We start from the raw sequence: 17,890 nt of genomic DNA, 5'->3' as shown, positions 1-17,890 counted from the left end.
ATGAGCCGCTATTCGATATTCAGTCTGTTCCGCAACGGGTTGTCGTATCACGAGAACTGGGAGCGGCAGTGGAGGAGCCCGGAGCCCAAGAAGGAGTACGACGTGGTGATCGTCGGCGGCGGCGGGCATGGGCTCGCCACCGCGTACTACCTCGCGAAGGAGCACGGCGTGAAGAACGTCGCGATTCTGGAGAAGGGCTGGATCGGCGGCGGCAACACGGCGCGCAACACCACCATCGTGCGCTCGAACTATCTGTGGGACGAGTCGGCCGCGCTCTACGAGAAGGCGATGAAGCTCTGGGAAGGGCTCTCGCAGGACCTGAACTACAACGTGATGTTCAGCCAGCGCGGCGTGATGAATCTCGCGCATACGCTGCAGGACGTGCGCGACACCGAGCGCCGCGTGAACGCGAACCGCCTGAACGGCGTGGACGCCGAGTTCCTCACGCCCGAGCAGGTCAAGGAGATCGAACCCACGATCAACCTGAACAGCCGCTATCCGGTGCTGGGCGCATCCATTCAGCGTCGCGCCGGCGTGGCGCGCCACGACGCGGTGGCCTGGGGCTACGCGCGCGGCGCGGACCGCCATGGCGTCGACATCATCCAGAATTGCCAGGTGACGGGCATTCGCCGCGACGGCGGCCGCGTGACCGGCGTGGATACGGTGAAAGGCTTCATCAAGGCGAAGAAGGTGGCGGTGGTTGCGGCAGGCAACACCACGACGCTCGCCGACATGGCCGGCATCCGCCTGCCGATCGAAAGTCACCCGCTGCAGGCGCTGGTTTCGGAGCCCATCAAGCCGGTGGTCAACTCGGTCATCATGTCGAACGCGGTGCACGCGTATATCAGCCAGTCCGACAAGGGCGACCTCGTGATTGGCGCGGGCGTCGATCAATACACGGGCTTTGGCCAGCGTGGCAGCTATCACATCATCGAAGGCACGCTGCAGGCCATCGTCGAAATGTTCCCGGTGTTCTCGCGCGTGCGCATGAATCGCCAGTGGGGCGGCATTGTTGACGTTTCGCCCGACGCGTGCCCGATCATCAGCAAGACCGACGTGAAGGGCCTCTACTTCAACTGCGGTTGGGGCACGGGCGGCTTCAAGGCGACGCCGGGCTCGGGCTGGGTGTTCGCGCATACCATCGCGAACGACGAACCGCATCCGCTCAACGCGCCGTTCGCACTGGACCGCTTCTACAACGGCCATCTGATCGACGAGCACGGCGCAGCTGCCGTGGCGCACTAAATACGCACCGACGTTAGGAGAACATGAAATGTTGCTGATCGAATGCCCATGGTGCGGGCCGCGCGCCGAACTCGAATTCACCTGTGGCGGCGAGGCGGACATCGCACGCCCGCTCGACACCGACAAGCTGAGCGACCGCGAATGGGGCGAATACCTGTTCATGCGCGATAACCCGCGCGGCGTGCACAAGGAGCAGTGGCTGCACACCCAGGGCTGCCGCCGCTGGTTCAAGGTGACGCGTGACACCGTGAGTTACGACATTCAGGGTTACGAAACGTTTGGCGACGCCAACTCGCCGGCGAACGTCCAGGCGAAAGCACAACAGGCCGCACAACAAAGCGCACAGCAAGGCACGCAAGGGAGCAAGCAGCGATGAGCCAGAAGAACCGTCTCGGCGCCGGCGGGCGCATCAACCGCGCGATTCCGCTGACCTTCACGTTCAACGGGCGCACGTATCAGGGTTATCAGGGCGACACGCTGGCATCGGCGCTGCTTGCCAACGACGTGCACTTCGTCGCGCGCAGCTTCAAGTACCACCGTCCGCGCGGCATCGTGACCGCCGATGTGGCCGAGCCGAATGCCGTGGTGCAGCTCGAGCGCGGCGCGTACACCGTGCCGAACGCGCGCTCGACCGAAGTCGAGCTCTATCAAGGTCTCGTGGCGACCAGCGTGAATGCGGAGCCGAGCCTCGAGCACGACCGCCTTGCGCGCAACCAGAAGTTCTCGCGCTTCCTGCCCGCGGGCTTTTACTACAAGACTTTCATGTGGCCGCGTAAATGGTGGCCGAAGTACGAAGAGAAGATCCGCGAAGCCGCGGGTCTGGGCAAGGCGCCCGAAGTGCGCGACGGCGACCGCTATGACAAGTGCTTCGCGCATTGCGACGTGCTTGTGGTTGGCGGCGGCCCCACGGGTCTGCTGGCTGCGCATACGGCGGGCCGTGCTGGCGCACGCGTGATTCTCGTCGACGATCAGCGCGAACTGGGCGGCAGCCTGCTGTCGTGCAAGACCGAGATCGACGGCCGCCCCGCAATCCAGTGGGTCGAGAAGATCGAGGCGGAACTCGCGGCCATGCCGGACGTGAAGATCCTCTCGCGCAGCACGGCCTTCGGCTATCAGGATCACAACCTCGTGACTATCACGCAGCGTTTGACCGAGCATCTGCCGGTCTCGACGCGCAAGGGCACGCGCGAACTGCTGTGGAAGGTCCGCGCGAAGCGCGTGATTCTCGCCACCGGCGCGCACGAGCGTCCCATCGTGTTCGGCAACAACGACCTGCCGGGCGTCATGATGGCCTCGGCGGTTTCCACCTACATTCATCGCTATGGCGTGCTGCCGGGCCGCAAGGTTGTAGTGTTCGCGAACAACGACGCTGGCTACCGCTGCGCGCTCGACCTGAAGGCCTGCGGTGCGGAAGTCACGGTGGTCGATTCGCGTGCGCAGGGCAAGGGCGCTATGCAGGACGCCGCACGCCGCCAGGGCGTGAAGATCATGAACAACGCGGCCATCATGGCGGCGCACGGCAAGCTGCGCGTGAACTCGGTCGACGTGGTCGCGTATCAGAACGGCCAGACCGGCGCGAAAGTGGCTGATCTGCCGTGCGATCTGGTAGCGATGTCGGGCGGCTTCAGCCCCGTGCTGCACCTGTTCGCTCAGTCGGGCGGCAAGGCGCACTGGAACGATACGAAGGCGTGCTTCACGCCGGGCAAGCGCATGCAGCAGGAAGTGAGCGTGGGCGCGGCAGTGGGCGAATTCAGCCTCGCACGCGGCCTGACCCAGGCGGTCGATGCCGGCATCGACGCAACGAAGTCGCTCGGCTTCGCCGTGACGCGCCTGCAGGTGCCGAAGGCCGCCGAGATCACCGAAACGCCGTTGCAGCCGCTGTGGCTCGTGGGCAGCCGCAAGGCCGCGCCGCGTGGCCCGAAGCAGTTCGTCGACTTCCAGAACGACGTGGCCGCATCGGACATCCTGCTTGCGGCGCGCGAAGGCTTCGAATCGGTCGAGCACGTGAAGCGCTACACGGCCATGGGCTTTGGCACCGACCAGGGCAAGCTCGGCAACATCAACGGCATGGCGATCCTCGCGGACGCGCTCGGCAAGACGATTCCCGAAACCGGCACGACCACGTTCCGCCCGAACTACACGCCCGTGACGTTCGGCACTGTGGCGGGCCGCGAACTGGGCGACTTCCTCGACCCGGTCCGCAAGACCTGCATTCACGAATGGCACGAAGCGAATGGCGCGCTGTTCGAAGACGTGGGCAACTGGAAGCGGCCCTGGTACTACCCGAAGAAGGGTGAGGACATGCACGCGGCGCTCAAGCGCGAGTGCCTCGCGGTGCGCAACAGCGTGGGCATTCTCGATGCGTCGACGCTCGGCAAGATCGACATTCAGGGCCCGGACGCCGCCAGGCTGCTCAACTGGGTCTACACGAATCCGTGGCTCAAGCTCGAAGTGGGCAAGTGCCGCTATGGCCTGATGCTCGACGAGAACGGCATGGTGTTCGACGACGGCGTGACCGTGCGCCTCGGACCGCAGCACTACATGATGACGACCACCACGGGCGGCGCGGCGCGCGTGCTCACGTGGCTCGAGCGCTGGCTGCAGACCGAGTGGCCCGACATGAAGGTGCGTCTGTCTTCCGTGACCGATCACTGGGCGACCTTCGCCGTGGTGGGCCCGAAGAGCCGCAAGGTGCTGCAGAAGGTATGCAAGGACATCGACTTCGACAACGCAGCGTTCCCGTTCATGTCGTATCGCAACGGCACGGTCGCGGGCGTGAAGTCGCGCGTCATGCGCATCAGCTTCTCGGGCGAGCTGGCCTATGAAGTGAACGTGCCGGCCAACGCGGGCCGCGCAGTGTGGGAAGCGCTGATGGCCGCGGGCGCCGAGTTCAACATCACGCCGTACGGCACGGAAACGATGCACGTGCTGCGTGCGGAGAAGGGCTACATCATCGTCGGCCAGGACACCGATGGGTCGGTTACGCCGTTCGATCTGGGCATGGGCGGGCTTGTCTCGCAGACCAAGGACTTCCTGGGCCGCCGCTCGCTCAAGCGCTCGGACACCGCGAAGGAAGGGCGCAAGCAGTTCGTCGGACTGCTAACCGACGACGCGAAGTTCGTGCTGCCCGAAGGCGGCCAGATCGTCGCCGTGGATGCGCAGCAGAAGGCGGACGGCACCACGCCGATGATCGGCCACGTGACGTCGAGCTATTACAGCCCGATTCTCGACCGCTCGATCGCACTGGCGGTCGTGAAGGGCGGTCACAACAAGACCGGCGAATACGTCTCCATCTCGATGGCCGATGGCCGGCGCGTGAAGGCGAAGATTGCCAGCCCGATTTTTTACGACACTGAAGGGGTGCGTCAGCATGTTGAATGAAACGATGGATACGGCGCCCCTTGCGGAGCGCGCGGCAGCAGCGGTGCGGCTCGAGTCGCCTTTCGTCGGAGTGGCCGGGCTCATCAAGGCCCAGGAAGGCCGTGCGCCGAAGGGGTTCACCCTGCGTGAACTGCCGTTCCGCGATCTGGTGAACGTGCGCGGCGAACTCAGCGATCCGGCATTCGTGGACGCGTTCGCCCAGGTGGTCGGCTGCCAGCCGCCCGCGAAGCCCAACACGGTCGCACGCGGCAACGGCTATGACGTGTTGTGGCTCGGCCCCGACGAATGGCTCGTGCGCTCGGACGCAGCGGTCCAGGCCGGCGTGCTCGAAGAGAAGCTCGCCCCCGCATTCGGCGAGGCCTACGCTGCAGCCGTGGACATTGGCAGCGGCTACACGGTGGTGAAGATCGACGGCGCGCGCACGCGCGAACTGCTCTCGCGCGGCTGCCCGCTCGATCTGCATCCGAATCTGTTCAAGGAAGGGCAGTGCGCGCAGAGCGTCTTTTTCAAGGCCTCTATCGTGCTGATTCCGATGGGCGGAGACCGCTTCGAGCTCGTCGTGCGCCGCAGCTTCGCCGACTACTTCTGCCGCATCATGCTCGACGCCACCGCGTCGCTTGCATCATGAAGATCGTCGACGGCACTTTCGATCCGGCGCTCGATGGGGCACTCAAGGTGCCGGCAGCGCTCGAAGCGCCGCTCTCGCGCGGACGCGGCTGGAGCGTGTTCGTCGAGGGCTTGAGCGTGCCGGCGCGCATCGGCATTCATGCGCACGAGCACGGCCAGCCTCAGCCGCTTGTGATCGATGCGCAGCTCGGCTATCGCTCGATGCCCAAAGAGGAGAGCGACTGGATCGATTACGAGCGCTACTGCGCGCGCATCGCCGAATTTCTCGCGAAGAAGCCGCATACGCGGCTGCTCGAAACGCTGGTGGCCGATATTGCGGCGCTGTCGTTTCGCGAGTGGCCCGCGCTCGATACGCTCACGATCGAAGTGCACAAGCCGAAGATCCGGCCTGGTACGCGCCGCATTGGCGTGTCGCTCGACTGGACGCGTGCCGATTATCGGCAGTGGGCGGCCTGCCAGCGTGACGGATGGATACGGGAAAAACACGGCACACATCCGATGTGCCAATGACGGGGAGCATTCATGAACGGGTCTTCTGCTGACGTGACCGGCAGCACGTGCCGCTTCATCCTGAACGTGACCTGCGCGAGTGCGCAGGGCCAGGTGGCGGCCGTCGTCGGCTTTCTCGACGGGTTTCACTGCTATATCGACGAGCTCTCGGTTTTCGACGATCCGCAGACCGCCCGCTTCTTCGTGCGATGCGAGTTCCATGCCCCCGCGCCGAGGCAGCTGGGCCGTGAAACGCTCTCGGAAGCCTTTGCGCCACTTGCGCGCCAGCACGCTTTCGAGTGGGCCATTTTTGACGCGTGCGTGAAGCCAAAGGTGCTGATGCTCGTCTCGCGGCTCGATCACTGCCTTGTGGATCTGCTGCATCGATGGCGCATCAGTGAATTGCCGATCGATATTGTGGGCGTAGTGTCCAATCACCGCGATCTCGAGCCCATGGTCCGATCTCACGGGATCGAGTTTCATCATCTTCCGTTGACCCCTGAAACCAAATCCGCTCAAGAGCAGGCGCTCGTCTCGCTGATCGAGCGCACGAGACCCGAACTGGTCGTCCTCGCCCGCTACATGCAGGTGTTGAGCTCTGACTTGTGTGCGCGGCTTGCGGGCCGGGCGATCAACATCCACCATTCGTTTCTGCCCGGCTTCAAGGGGGCGCGACCCTATCATCAGGCGTACGCGCGCGGGGTCAAGCTGATCGGGGCCACGGCGCATTTCGTGACCGGGGATCTCGACGAAGGGCCAATCATCGAGCAGGTGGTGGAGCGTGTGGATCACACTTACACGCCGGAGCGGCTGCTTGCGGCAGGGCGCGACATGGAGCGCGCTGCACTCGCCCGAGCCGTGCAGGGCTTTATCGAGCGACGCGTTTTCATCCACGAAGGGCGTACGGTCATCCTGCGCTAGCGGCCCAATGCGCGGCGTTTTCTGGCACTATCCCGGGCGGTGCCGGCGACCCGCGAGTGTTCGGGCGCCCGGTCTGGACAGTGCGTGGCGGGGCAACAGGAATACGGAGATCCCGACCTGGATGCAGTCGAATACCGACAACCCGACTGCCGGGCGTATCAAGGCGGCGCCGGCACATCTCGAGGATAGCGAGTCGTTTGCGTCGCTCTGGCTGGCTGTGCGCCTGTCGCTGGGCAGCGCGATGGCCCTGGGTTTCGTGCGTTTTTCCTATGCCTTGCTCCTGCCGGCGATGAAGGCTGACCTGGGATGGAGTTTCGCCCAGGCCGGCGCGATGAACACGTCCAACGCGGCGGGCTATCTGATCGGCGCGGCCATGTTCCCCTGGCTCGCCCGCCATCGAGCGCCCAGCACGCTGTTCGTTGCGGGCGCCTATGCGGTGATCGTGCTGACGGCGTTGTGTGGTCTCGTGTCCGGCACGTCCATGCTGTTCGCGCAGCGGCTCGTGGCTGGCGTCGGCAGTGCGTTCATCTTTATCAGTGGTGGTGTTCTGGCGGCGCGGCTCGCGACAGCCGTGCCGCGCCGTGGCGGACTGATCCTGGGCCTCTATTACGGCGGGACAGGATATGGCATTGTATTGTCGTCCATTTTCGTGCCGGCCACGGTGCGTTCCGTGCCGCACGGCTGGCAGCCTGCATGGTTCGCGTTGGCCGCCGCCTGCGCGGCTTGTACGCTGTTCGCGCGCGGCGCCGCGCGCCGCATCGATGTGATGGGCACAGGCGTCACGCGTGCGCCAGGCGGTGCAGTCGGGCAGCGGACCGCATGGTGGGGCTATGCTCCCGCACTGGGCGGATATGGCCTCTTTGGCGTGGGGTATATCGGCTACATGACGTTCATCGTTGCGCTGTTGCGCAGCGAAGGCATGAGCCAGGGCGTCGTCTGTGCGTTCTATATCGCCTTGGGGGGCGCAACGGTCGCGTCGGCACGCATCGGTCGCGTTTTCTGGACCGCACGCGTGGCGGCCTCGCGCTGGCGACGTTCAATGCGCTACTGGGCCTCGCGACGCTGATGCCGGCCGTATTCGCCCATCCCGTGGCGGCAGCCATTTCCGGCGTGATCTTCGGCTCGACGTTCCTTTCCGCCGTCGCCTCGACGACCGCATTCGTGCGACACAATCTTCCGTCTGACGAATGGACGCGCGGCATCAGCGCGTTCACGATCGTATTCGCGCTCGGCCAGATCGCAGGCCCGATCGCGATCGGCTGGGTATCTGACAGCGCGGGCCTCCCGCGCGGGCTCGTCTATTCTTCTGCGGTTCTGCTCGTCGGCGCGCTGCTGGCAGTGTGCCAGCGTCCCCTCAAACGCCGCGCCTGATCCATCCAGGCGTCTGCCCGACGCTGGACGCCGGACGCTTCCTGGATCAGGCCCCTTCACACATCGCGCACCGGAACGGCAATGTTGCGGCTAACGCCCATTGCCGGCGCCTGCGTTTGCGCCATGACGCTTTCCGATGCGGCGACAAGGCCGGCGGGTGTTTACCCTTGATGTCGAATGGAGAAAGTCGCTTGTCGCAAATGGAAATTTTCTGGAGGCTACACCTTCTACCATTGGTTCGTGACGCGTCGCGATTCGCGCGAGCAGCGAAACATTGCGGCTTGCGCTGGCCGACGATTGGCGGCGAACGATGCGCGTAGCGCGATGGCCATCGTAAGCCTGGTTGTTTATTATTTGCGCGCGCAACTATTTGTCGCTGCACAATTTCACTCAAACAAGGAGACGAGTTGATGGACGCAAAGGTGAGAATCGGAGATCTTGCATGGCCTGAATACGCACGCCGTATCAAGGAGGATGCGCAGACCATCCTCATTCCGATCGGTGCGCTGGAGCAGCATGGCCCCCATATGTCGATGAATCCGGACGTGCTGCTGCCCACGGCGATTTCGGAAGAGGTGGCGCGCCGGATCGACGCGATGGTCGCGCCCGCAATCGCATACGGCTACAAATCGCAGCAGAAAAGCGGAGGCGGCAATCATCTTTGCGGCACCACGAGCCTGGACGGTCATACGCTTTCCATGACGGTCAAGGACGTTCTGAAAGAGTTCGCACGCCACGGCGCGCGCAAGATCTGCCTCGTCAACGGCCATTTCGAAAACTCCATGTTCGCTGTCGAAGGCGTGGATCTCGCCATTCGCGAATTGCGCTGGGAGGGAATCCATGACTTTCAGGTTGTCATGCTGTCCTACTGGGATTTCGTGACCGAGGAGACCATCGCACGAATCTATCCAGATGGCTTTCCGGGCTGGGCGGTCGAGCACGGAGGCGTACTGGAGACCTCATTGATGCTGCACCTGCATCCGCATCTGGTCGACATGACGTGCGTGCCCCGGCATGCTGCCGCCACGTTCCCGCCCTACGACGTCTTTCCACCGATTCCCGAATGGACGCCCGCGTCAGGGTGCCTTTCGTCGGCCGCGGCGGCCTCGGGGGAGAAGGGCGCACTGCTGTACCAAGTCTGTGTGGAGGGCATCGCACAGGCGCTGCGCGAAGCTTTCGAGGTCCGCAGAAAATCGGCTCAATGAACGTGTTTGCAACCGGAGATTGAAATGGCGAATCATGGAAAGCATGAACCGCGCAACGGTGTCGAGGCGGACAAGGCCTGGAGCGTGGAGCAGCACGGCATAGACCCGATCCCCTTGAAGGATCGTCACGGCACGCCGGCCGAGCTGTTCAAGATGTGGATCGGCGCAAACACGAATTATGTCGTGGTGGTCACAGGTGCGCTTGCGCTTTCGCAAGGCCTGTCGCTGTGGCAGGCACTCGGCGCGATCCTGGTCGGCAATCTGTTGGGTTGCTTTGTGCTCGGTCTCACGACCATCATGGGACCGCGCACAGGCACATCGGGCATCATGACCTCACGCAGCTCGTTCGGCCAGCTGGGCTCGTTCCTGCCCAAAGCCGTGAGCCTCATTTCCGCGCTGAGCTGGTTCTCGATCAACTCCGTGGTCGCTACACAGGCGCTGGAAACCTTGTTGAAGATGGGAGGCTTTCAGAGTCATGCGGTGGTGTGGGTCTCGCTGGCCATCATACTTGCCGCGGAGATCCTGCTTGCGATCTTTGGGCACGCGACCATCATTGCGGCGGAGAAGTGGATCGCTGTGGCACTGGCCATCCTGTTCGGCGGGCTGGCCGCGTTCGTGTTGCCACATACGAGCCTGGCGGCAGCGTCCGCCATCAATCATGGTGGCGGCACTTTCAACACGTGGTTGATCGCGATGGGCATCGTCTTTTCCTATCCGATCGGCTGGGCCAATTTCGCGTCGGACTACAGCCGGTATTTTCCGGCCGAAACGAGCTGGAAGAAGATCGCGCTCGCGGCCGGTGGTGGCCAGTTCGTTGCGCTCGTGTTCTGCGAAGTGATCGGCGTGCTGTTTGCGACCGCGCTGGGTGGCACGCTCGGTGACGACCCGGTAAGCCAGTTGGGCCGATTCCTGCCGACGTGGTTCATCGTTCCGCTCCTGTTCGCGATCATCCTCGGGGGGATTGCAGCAAACGTGCCCAACGGCTACACCGCCGGGCTTGGCCTGCTGGCCCTGCGTATTCCAATCAACCGTGTGACTTCGCTAACCATCATCGCGCTTTTCACGCTGTGCTTCCGGATCGTCACCGTGTTTTACGGGCAGTTCTTCGACATGTACCAGGTGTTCTTGAACTACATGGTGTTCTGGACTGCGCCATGGGCTGCCATTATCATCGTCGACTACTTCATGCGCGGCGGACGGTATAGCAGGGAAGACTGGATGAAATGGGGAAGTGGTGCCTACTGGTATAACGGCGGGATCTTCTGGCCCGGAGTCATCGCATTGATTGCAGGCACCGTGGCATGCGTCGCGTTTTCCAATTCGCCCACCTACGTCAGTCCGCTGATGCACAACGTCCTGGGATGGGGGGATCTGAGTTTTGAAGCTGGACTGCTGCTGGCCGGCTTGACTTACTTCGTGCTCGCGCGTCGTCACCCGCTGTTTCAAAAATCCAACTCGCCCGTTCCGCTCAGCGCAGAAGTGCCTTCCCATTCGATCTGAGTTCAATCCGGCGCTCAAATGCCTGTGTAATCCTGCGACCCGCGTATCGAGCGGGTCGCACGGTAGCGCGAATTTTCACGACGCCTTTCGTGCCAGGCATCGCCTCATATCTGGAGAAACATTCTACTGATGTGCGGTGTGTGAAGTCGCCGAGTCACTAACGTCGTAAATAATTATTCGTATAACTAATTAATTGGCACCGATACCATGAAAAGAATACTGATTGGGGCGATGATATCCGGACTGTTTTCCGTGTGTGCCCATGCACAATCAAGCATCACCCTGTACGGTCTCATCGATACGGGCCTTGTCTACACCAATAATCAACTCGGTCATTCGAACTGGCAGATGATCAGCAGCGCTACCCAGAATACCGTCTTCGGGTTGAAGGGGGACGAAGACCTCGGCGGAGGCATGCATGCCATATTCAGGCTCGAGCAGGCTTTTGTGCTGAACAACGGTGCACAGGCACTTCCTGGCGACGGTTTCGGGTCGCAGGCCCTGGTTGGTATGCAAAGCGATGCCCACGGGACGTTGATGTTCGGCCGGCAGTTCGACGTGGTGAACGATCTCGTGGGGCCCCTGTCTGCCGAATATAACACCTGGGGAGGCAGTATTGCCGCCCACCCGTTCGATAACGATAACCTGGCCTCCAACGCGGTCATCTTTAACAACACGGTCAAATACATCAGCCCGACATATCTGGGCGCGACGCTCGAGACAATGTATGCCTTCAGCAACGAGCCAGGAAATTTTGCCGGCAACCGCGCGTACGGGTTCGCGCTCTCTTACGCGAAGGGGCCGGTCAATCTCGCCGCGGGCTATCTGCAGCTGAACAATCCGGGCGCCGGACCTGGTGCGGTGACGACGAATGACGGCAGCGCTAACTTCATCGCTCAACGCCAGCGAATCTGGTCGCTGGGAGGCAACCTGACCTTTGGCGCTGCCACGGTCGGTCTCGTATGGAGCCACACGCAGATTGACAACGCGGCAGGCGTACTTTCATTTGGCACAGGCACGTATCTCGGGGCGAACGATCCGTCCGCAGGCACGCTGGATGGATCGTTGCGTCTTGACAATTATGAGGTGAATGCGAAGTATTCGCTGACGCCCGCACTTAGCGTGTCCGGCGCGTACACCTACACGCATGGCGCCTACAATGGTTTCTCACCGGGGTGGAACACGGGCATGATCCAATGCGATTATGCTGTCAGCAAACGTACCGATTTTTACCTCGAGGGGGCGTACCAGAACGTTCACGGTGCGCCAGCGAATTCGGTTCTTTCGCATGCGATGCTCAATACACTGTCACCTGCTTCGACGAATATGCAGGTGGCGGTGACTGCGGGCATGCGTCACACTTTTTAGGTGCGGCAGAATTTACGCGGCTGACAAAGTTATGGGGTCCCTCAAATCTTATTCATAAATGAGCACCGTCGACGGCGGCGGAGGGCATCTGGTGTACACCCGCCGTCTGTCCCTGGTATGGCACAGGAAACCTGCTACATACGATTTTTGTAGAGATGTGCGCTTGCTGTGCAGGAGCGCTTTAAACTGGTTGAACACTCAATGGGCGATCTGCCAGATGCCGGCACACCGTCATCGTCCTTGCCGCGTCAGGATCCCAGCGGGAAACAGGTGCCGCAGCAGCGGCACCCAAACACCACTGCAATGAAGGAGAGATTCGATGGCTAGCCCTACATCGTCGCTGCGACTAATGGCCAAGCGCTTGCTTGCTTCGGAGTTCGCAGCCAAGGTAGGCTTCACTGGATTCAGAAGGACGCGCGCCGCTCGGGCGCGCAATGCATACGCTGGGACATTCAATGTGGCGGGGCAGGTTGCAATGCTTTTTTTTCGTCAGCAAGACGGCACATGGCGGCCCTATCCACCGAGTGTAGAACGGCCAGCCATGCGTACCTGGTAGATTTCGGCGATCGCACTTGCCAGCCGAGTGATCGAACGAGTCATACGTGCGTGACTTCCTGGCAAGCTGCATGACGTTTCCAGACGACGTGTATCCTGGAGGAACGCCGCCAGAAAGAACATTGCTGACGTCTTTGATATTGAGATATGAAGACTTTTCATAATAGGTCGATTTCGATTTTTCGAGAAAACTTCAACCGCTCACGGCGCTCGCACAACTAAAGTTGTTAATAGATTTCAACTAAAGTTGTTAATACTCGTCCCCATACCGTCGATGGGTCTGCTTGCGCCAATGCGTTGTGGCACTTCCTGCGACCGTTGCACAATCTCATGTCCGCAGCTACGCCGGCGCTGTTCAGTAGTTAACAAGATTAGTTGAAGTCGTAGATTAGATAACAACTTTAGTCGACGCTGAGGCCTTTGCCATTAACAACTTTAATTGAAATGCAAACCGGCTGTTGCGCTTTACGCGGTGGGCCTCTGAGTTAGATTTTGCATCGCACCGCAGTGTTAACAACTTTACTTGTGCAAGCGCAAGTAAACCTATGGTCCGCACCCAGTTTTGCAACGCCCCATGCTTGATGCGGTGTTGGCTTGCTCAGTTCTATCCGGCGTCGTTGTGGGGACTGCTCCCCGCGCCACGATGAAGTTCGCGCCCGCGGTCCCCATAAAGTTGGGCGGCTTCAGGAGCCTCTTTACTTGCCGGGGTGTTCCACAGGCCGGTGTGCCGCGTACTTCATCAGGTTTCAGTCGTCGCAAAAGCAGATAGGTTGATGGTGAGCCTGCGTTCGTCAGGGCGATCCTGTCGCAAGGCTCGGATCAAAGGCGGTATGACGGGCAACGATCGCCCAGGCGGTGCGAGCCAGCTTGTTGGCCAGCGCGCAAGCCACCACGTTTGAGTGGCGTCGAGTCAGAAGCGCTCGGGTCCAGTCGGCGAGGCGGCCGATGCGCTTCTCCAGGCGGCGCATGTATCCGGCGCTCGCTGTCCACGATCATGCTCACGCTATCGCAAGTTATAGCCCCTCCTTAGGCGCGGTCTCCTAATGCCGCAAGCTACTGCTTTCCCACTTGTCACGCGCAACTAAATCTCGTGTTAGCCAACGCAATTTCGTCTCAGTGAACGCGATCTGGGGCCATCGGCTGGCTCATATCGAGTAAGCAGAGCGCGCTATGTGCACCAATACGACGACGCGCCGCGACGTTGCGAGCGTTGCCTTCCGGTGGACGTGCTACGCGTGGCGGACGGAACAATGACGGAGGTTGCCGCACAGATCGGAATAACGCGTGCGACGCCACATCGACGGATCGTCGCCCTGGCCGGGGCATCGATGTTTGACGCGACGAGGCGCGGGATCGCGGTTGTCGAGTCATTCTCAGCTCGATTTTCAGTCGGCGCGGCGACGCACGGCTGCCGCAATCATTTGTCGACCGGAAGGGGGCATGCATGCAACTTTTAATGCAAGAAGGAATTAGCCAAACCCGTTATGAATCGCTGTGAATTCCCCGTATGTCATACGTGTCGTGGCTGACGTGCTCATAGGGTATGCCCTGGTCTACGTGCGTCGAGATTCGGTAGCATACAAATTTTGAATGCAGTAGAGTGTCCGGCTTGCGCCATTGTCCTAGATCAATTTTTAGGCGCGTGCCCTAGGAGTCTGCGAGTTGCCCACCCCACGCAAGCGGTTGCCCCCGCTGAACACAATTTCTGCTTTTGAGGCGTCGGCACGACTGATGAGCTTCACCAAGGCGGCCGAAGAGCTTCACCTTTCACAGGGGGCAGTAAGCAGGCAGATCCAGGTCCTTGAGGACCGCATGGGGGTGCCGCTCTTCACTCGACGGCACAAAGAGATCCAGCTTACGCGCGCTGGGCTCATCTTCCAGCAGGCCATCGCACAGAGCCTGAATTCGATTCGCCGAGCTGTGACGATGATCGAAGCGCTTGATACCAGCACCGTAACCATCGCGGCAACCAATGCGATGGCGAACTTCTGGTTGATGCCCGCAATCTTCGAATTCCGCAGCCAGCATCCAAACATTGATATCCGGGTGCTGGCGAGCAACTCGCCCATCGACCCATGGCACGAACCAATCGACCTTGCCATCAGATATGGTGATGGCCATTGGCCAAACCTAACGAAAGTCAAGCTCTTCGAGGAAGAGATTTTTCCGGTTTGCGCCCCATCCTATCAGCGGAACCACGGTATTAAGACGGTGCAGGACCTGATCGAGTGCGAACTTATTGAATACGACTCCGACAGTGCGGAGTCGAATTCGTGGGACACGTGGCTTGAGAGCGCGGGCTTTCAGCCTGGCGCTGTGAGAAAGAGCCTGACGCTATCCCACTATGATCTTGTCTATCGCGCTGCCTGCAGCGGAAAAGGGGTGGCGCTCGCCTGGGCGTACGGTGTTCCGCAAGAAGACAGGGGCGCGCTCCTTGTTCGGCCGCTTGACGTCTCTGTCAAGACTGGCCTGTCCGAATACATTATTTACGCGGACAATGAGGAACTCAGTGCGCCCGCCAAAGTTTTCCTGGATTGGCTGATTGATTTTGCGAACCAGAGTGTCTGGGCATAGGTGCCTTTGTCGCCTAATACTCGATGGTTACGTCCGATAGCGGTATGGAGCAGCACGGAAGGACGTACCCTTCGTCCACCTCCTCGTCTGTAATGCCGCCGTTGTGATTCATCTCGACTTGTCCTTCCAACTTGCGAAGTTTGCACGTTCCGCACACGCCGGAGCGACACGCGTTGGGGATCTTGGGTCCATTCGGGAGAGCATGGAGCGCATCCAGAATCGTGGTGCCGGGCGGGCAATTGAGTTCTAGCAGCGATTGTGACAATCGGATTCTGGATATTCCCATGGAGCCTGGCACCTGCTTGGGTGTCAGCTCAGGCAGTTGAAACCTCTCCTGATGAAAGCGGGGTGCAGTGCCCCCGTTCTCGAGAAACAGGGTGCGCATTATGGACATAAACGCGTCAGGCCCGCAACAAAGCACCTGCCTGGAGGTCCAGTCCGGAATTTCCTGGTCAAGCAGTTCTTTGGAAAGAAGCCCGGGGGAGAATTTCGCGTCGACTTCATCCGAAATGTAGAAGTGCGGAGTAATGCCACGGGACGCGCGACCGATCTGCAGCAGTTCCTCATGAAAGAGGATATCGGCGGGCGTCCGTGCAAACTGCAAGAACTGAATGTTCGAGTTTTCGCCTTGGGCATGAATCGCCCGCGCCATCGAAATAAGCGGTGTGATACCCACGCCGCCGGCTACAAGGAGCAGTGGCTCCGCATGGTTATCCGGCAAGACAAAATCGCCAGCGGGCCGCGAGACATGCAAGCTTTCACCGACAGTCAATTTATTATGAAGCCATGTCGAGACGGCACCGGTCGGTGAATGTTTGACGGTAATCTCAAATGTGGTGTTGCCAAGCGTGTCCGGTACGGATGAAATCGTGTAGCACCTGTAAAGCCTCTCGTTTCCGGTATCGACCCCCAGCGTGACATACTGCCCGGCTTCAAACTGAAAAGATTCATGAGATTGTGCGAGAGAGAACTGGAACGTCTTTACATTCCAGTTCTCTCGCCTGATGCCAATGCACAATGCATCGGTGAAAGCGGTCGTCGTCATTCTGCAATGCACTCCACAGCAATTGCCCTCGGCTTACTCTTCAACTCAGTCTTCAACGTGCTCAGATACCACTCGATGAACTCGGTGACGCCGCGCTCGACGAGGGGGGAATATGGGCCAGGCTGATAACCCCTGGAGTTGATGCCTTGTTGATTGGCCTCGACAAGCCGCTGGTCTTGGGCGTTTGTGGCCTTCCAGACCGCGGTGAGATTATCAAGGTCATAGTCTTCGCCCTCCGCGGCGTCCGCGCTTACCAGCCACCACGTGGTCACCTGCGTTTCCGTGGCGCTGAGCGGAAGCAGCCTGAACGCAATGGCGTGATCCGAAAGGACGTGGTTCCAAGTATTCGGAAAGCGGAGCAAGCGTAGTGAGCCGACGTCCTCGTCCAGGTTGGTGCCCAATAGCTTCGTGCAGGCGAGGTCACCGTTCATGGTGAAGGAGACTCCGCGCTCCATTGCGGCGCGGACCATGCGATAGCCTTCGTCGGTTTCGATGGGCTTGTAGGGCAGCCCGTTGGCTGTCCAGCGCGCTTCGTCTTTCTCGCATTTCTGAGCGTATTCGCCGCCGAATCTGGGGTCCGTTGGTCCGTCAAACTCCGAAATCGTGCGCAGAAGCTCGGGGTGGCTTCCGGTGCAGTGATAACACTCGCGATTGTTCTCGAGGACCAGCTTCCAGTTGCCCTTTTCGACAATGGTCGACTCGAATGCGACCTTTGCGTTGTCGAGACCATGAGGCTGGATATACGGCGACACCTGTCTGCGGAATTCCTCGAACGGTGGTGGCGTCACTGCAAGCGAGATAAAGATGTAGCCTTCGACCGATTCGCAATGCACGGGCTTGAGCGAGTATTGCGATGCATCGAATTCTCCACCCATCTCCTTGCTGAACAGCAGTTTGCCATCCAGGCCATAGGTCCATTGGTGATACGGGCATACGAGCGTCCCCGACGAACCCTTGTCGCCGGCGCAGATCCTCGAGCCGCGATGGCGGCAAGTATTGTAGAAAGCCCGAATTTCCTTGCTGCGGTCACGGATCACGACAATAGAACTGGACCCGACCTCAAGCGTGAACCAGTTGCCTGGTTTCGGAATCTGCGCTGCAACGCCGGCGAGGAGCCATTGACGCTCCCAGATCAGTTCCAGGTCGCGCTCGAATACCGCTTCGTCGGTGTAGAACGGCTGAGGCAGCGAGTGTCCGTTCACGCGTGACTCGATAAGGGAGATAAGTTGACTGTTCGACAGCATGATGGTGTTCAGTTTGGTTGAAATGCGTCAAGGAACGTATACACCTGCCGATTTGACCTGCAGGAAGAGGGGCTTGCAAGCCATGAAAACTGATGCCTTGCATGAATTTTTGTTGGTCATGGGCGGGGCCTTGCCGTAACCCTGGCCATCAGCCACATGCCGACTGGTTTGAGCCACAATGCGCGCGTAAGCCAGTCGGGAAAGGCTTTGTGCTGGTCTCATTGCAATCCGTAGATCGCCGGGACGTCGGTTTTGCGTACGTTCTTCAGCTCCGGTGAGCAACCGATGGCATTCACAATTTCATACATTGAAGGCGCCGCAATGTGACTCGCGTCCGGCAAGCCAGCCAGTGCCGGGCCGCAGGC

The 17,890-nt window shown here is 60.6% G+C and carries 13 protein-coding genes and 2 pseudogenes; 12 read left to right on the top strand and 3 right to left on the bottom strand.

Translation table 11 applies throughout. From position 1 onward, the window contains the following. The 11 genes and pseudogenes from P5W98_RS35555 (at position 1) to P5W98_RS35505 (ending at position 12,107) form a co-directional block, all read left to right on the top strand. A complete protein-coding gene (locus tag P5W98_RS35555) occupies positions 1-1,245 on the top strand; it encodes a sarcosine oxidase subunit beta family protein (protein WP_421028875.1) in 1,245 nt (414 codons plus the stop codon). Between the two features lie 28 nt (positions 1,246-1,273). Beyond that, positions 1,274-1,621, top strand: coding sequence for a sarcosine oxidase subunit delta (locus P5W98_RS35550; protein ID WP_129563966.1), 348 nt, complete (start codon positions 1,274-1,276; stop codon positions 1,619-1,621). Beyond that, positions 1,618-4,626, top strand: coding sequence for a sarcosine oxidase subunit alpha family protein (locus P5W98_RS35545; RefSeq protein WP_421028874.1), 3,009 nt, complete (start codon positions 1,618-1,620; stop codon positions 4,624-4,626). The genes P5W98_RS35550 and P5W98_RS35545 overlap by 4 nt, the downstream gene beginning before the upstream one ends. Beyond that, positions 4,616-5,254 (top strand): sarcosine oxidase subunit gamma, encoded by a 639-nt coding sequence (locus P5W98_RS35540; RefSeq protein WP_421028873.1) that lies wholly within the window; start codon positions 4,616-4,618, stop codon positions 5,252-5,254. The genes P5W98_RS35545 and P5W98_RS35540 overlap by 11 nt, the downstream gene beginning before the upstream one ends. Continuing rightward, complete coding sequence (locus P5W98_RS35535) at positions 5,251-5,763, top strand: dihydroneopterin aldolase (protein ID WP_421028872.1); 513 nt, start codon at positions 5,251-5,253, stop codon at positions 5,761-5,763. Before P5W98_RS35540 ends, P5W98_RS35535 begins: the two co-directional genes overlap by 4 nt. 12 nt (positions 5,764-5,775) lie before the next feature. Then, positions 5,776-6,663, top strand: coding sequence for a formyltetrahydrofolate deformylase (gene purU / locus P5W98_RS35530; protein ID WP_421028871.1), 888 nt, complete (start codon positions 5,776-5,778; stop codon positions 6,661-6,663). 121 nt (positions 6,664-6,784) lie between these two features. Continuing rightward, positions 6,785-8,034 (top strand): annotated as a pseudogene (locus P5W98_RS35525) (YbfB/YjiJ family MFS transporter). 177 nt (positions 8,035-8,211) lie between these two features. After that, positions 8,212-8,445: a hypothetical protein gene (locus P5W98_RS35520; RefSeq protein WP_421028870.1), complete on the top strand. Its 234-nt coding sequence runs from the start codon at positions 8,212-8,214 to the stop codon at positions 8,443-8,445. Beyond that, on the top strand, positions 8,445-9,239 hold the full coding sequence (locus tag P5W98_RS35515) for a creatininase (RefSeq protein WP_421028869.1): 795 nt from the start codon (positions 8,445-8,447) through the stop codon (positions 9,237-9,239). The genes P5W98_RS35520 and P5W98_RS35515 overlap by 1 nt, the downstream gene beginning before the upstream one ends. 24 nt (positions 9,240-9,263) lie before the next feature. Next, positions 9,264-10,739: a purine-cytosine permease family protein gene (locus tag P5W98_RS35510; RefSeq protein WP_421028868.1), complete on the top strand. Its 1,476-nt coding sequence runs from the start codon at positions 9,264-9,266 to the stop codon at positions 10,737-10,739. A 207-nt stretch (positions 10,740-10,946) separates the two neighbouring features. After that, on the top strand, positions 10,947-12,107 hold the full coding sequence (locus tag P5W98_RS35505) for a porin (RefSeq protein ID WP_421028867.1): 1,161 nt from the start codon (positions 10,947-10,949) through the stop codon (positions 12,105-12,107). 1,346 nt (positions 12,108-13,453) lie between these two features. Here the strand turns inward: P5W98_RS35505 and P5W98_RS35500 are convergent. Further along, positions 13,454-13,633, bottom strand: a pseudogene (locus P5W98_RS35500) (IS110 family transposase); the annotation flags it as partial. 691 nt (positions 13,634-14,324) lie between these two features. Between P5W98_RS35500 and P5W98_RS35495 the strand changes: the two are divergent. After that, the gene (locus P5W98_RS35495) at positions 14,325-15,236 is read left to right on the top strand and encodes a LysR substrate-binding domain-containing protein (RefSeq protein WP_421028866.1); all 912 of its coding nucleotides are present in this window, start codon (positions 14,325-14,327) and stop codon (positions 15,234-15,236) included. Positions 15,237-15,249: 13 nt separating this feature from the next. Here P5W98_RS35495 and P5W98_RS35490 read toward each other — a convergent pair whose 3' ends face one another. Together P5W98_RS35490 and P5W98_RS35485 are read right to left on the bottom strand one after the other, a co-directional pair. After that, positions 15,250-16,281 carry a flavin reductase family protein gene (locus tag P5W98_RS35490; RefSeq protein WP_421028865.1) on the bottom strand — a complete coding sequence of 344 codons (1,032 nt, stop codon included), beginning with the start codon at positions 16,279-16,281 and terminating at the stop codon, positions 15,250-15,252. After that, positions 16,278-17,525 carry an aromatic ring-hydroxylating oxygenase subunit alpha gene (locus P5W98_RS35485; protein WP_421028864.1) on the bottom strand — a complete coding sequence of 416 codons (1,248 nt, stop codon included), beginning with the start codon at positions 17,523-17,525 and terminating at the stop codon, positions 16,278-16,280. Before P5W98_RS35485 ends, P5W98_RS35490 begins: the two co-directional genes overlap by 4 nt. Positions 17,526-17,890 lie beyond the last annotated feature (365 nt).

The organism is Paraburkholderia sp. A1BS-2L, from assembly GCF_051125205.1.
Classification (GTDB): Bacteria; Pseudomonadota; Gammaproteobacteria; order Burkholderiales; family Burkholderiaceae; genus Paraburkholderia.
The sequence above is the reverse complement of the archived record's forward strand: the minus strand, read 5'-3'. Positions and strand labels throughout refer to the sequence as shown.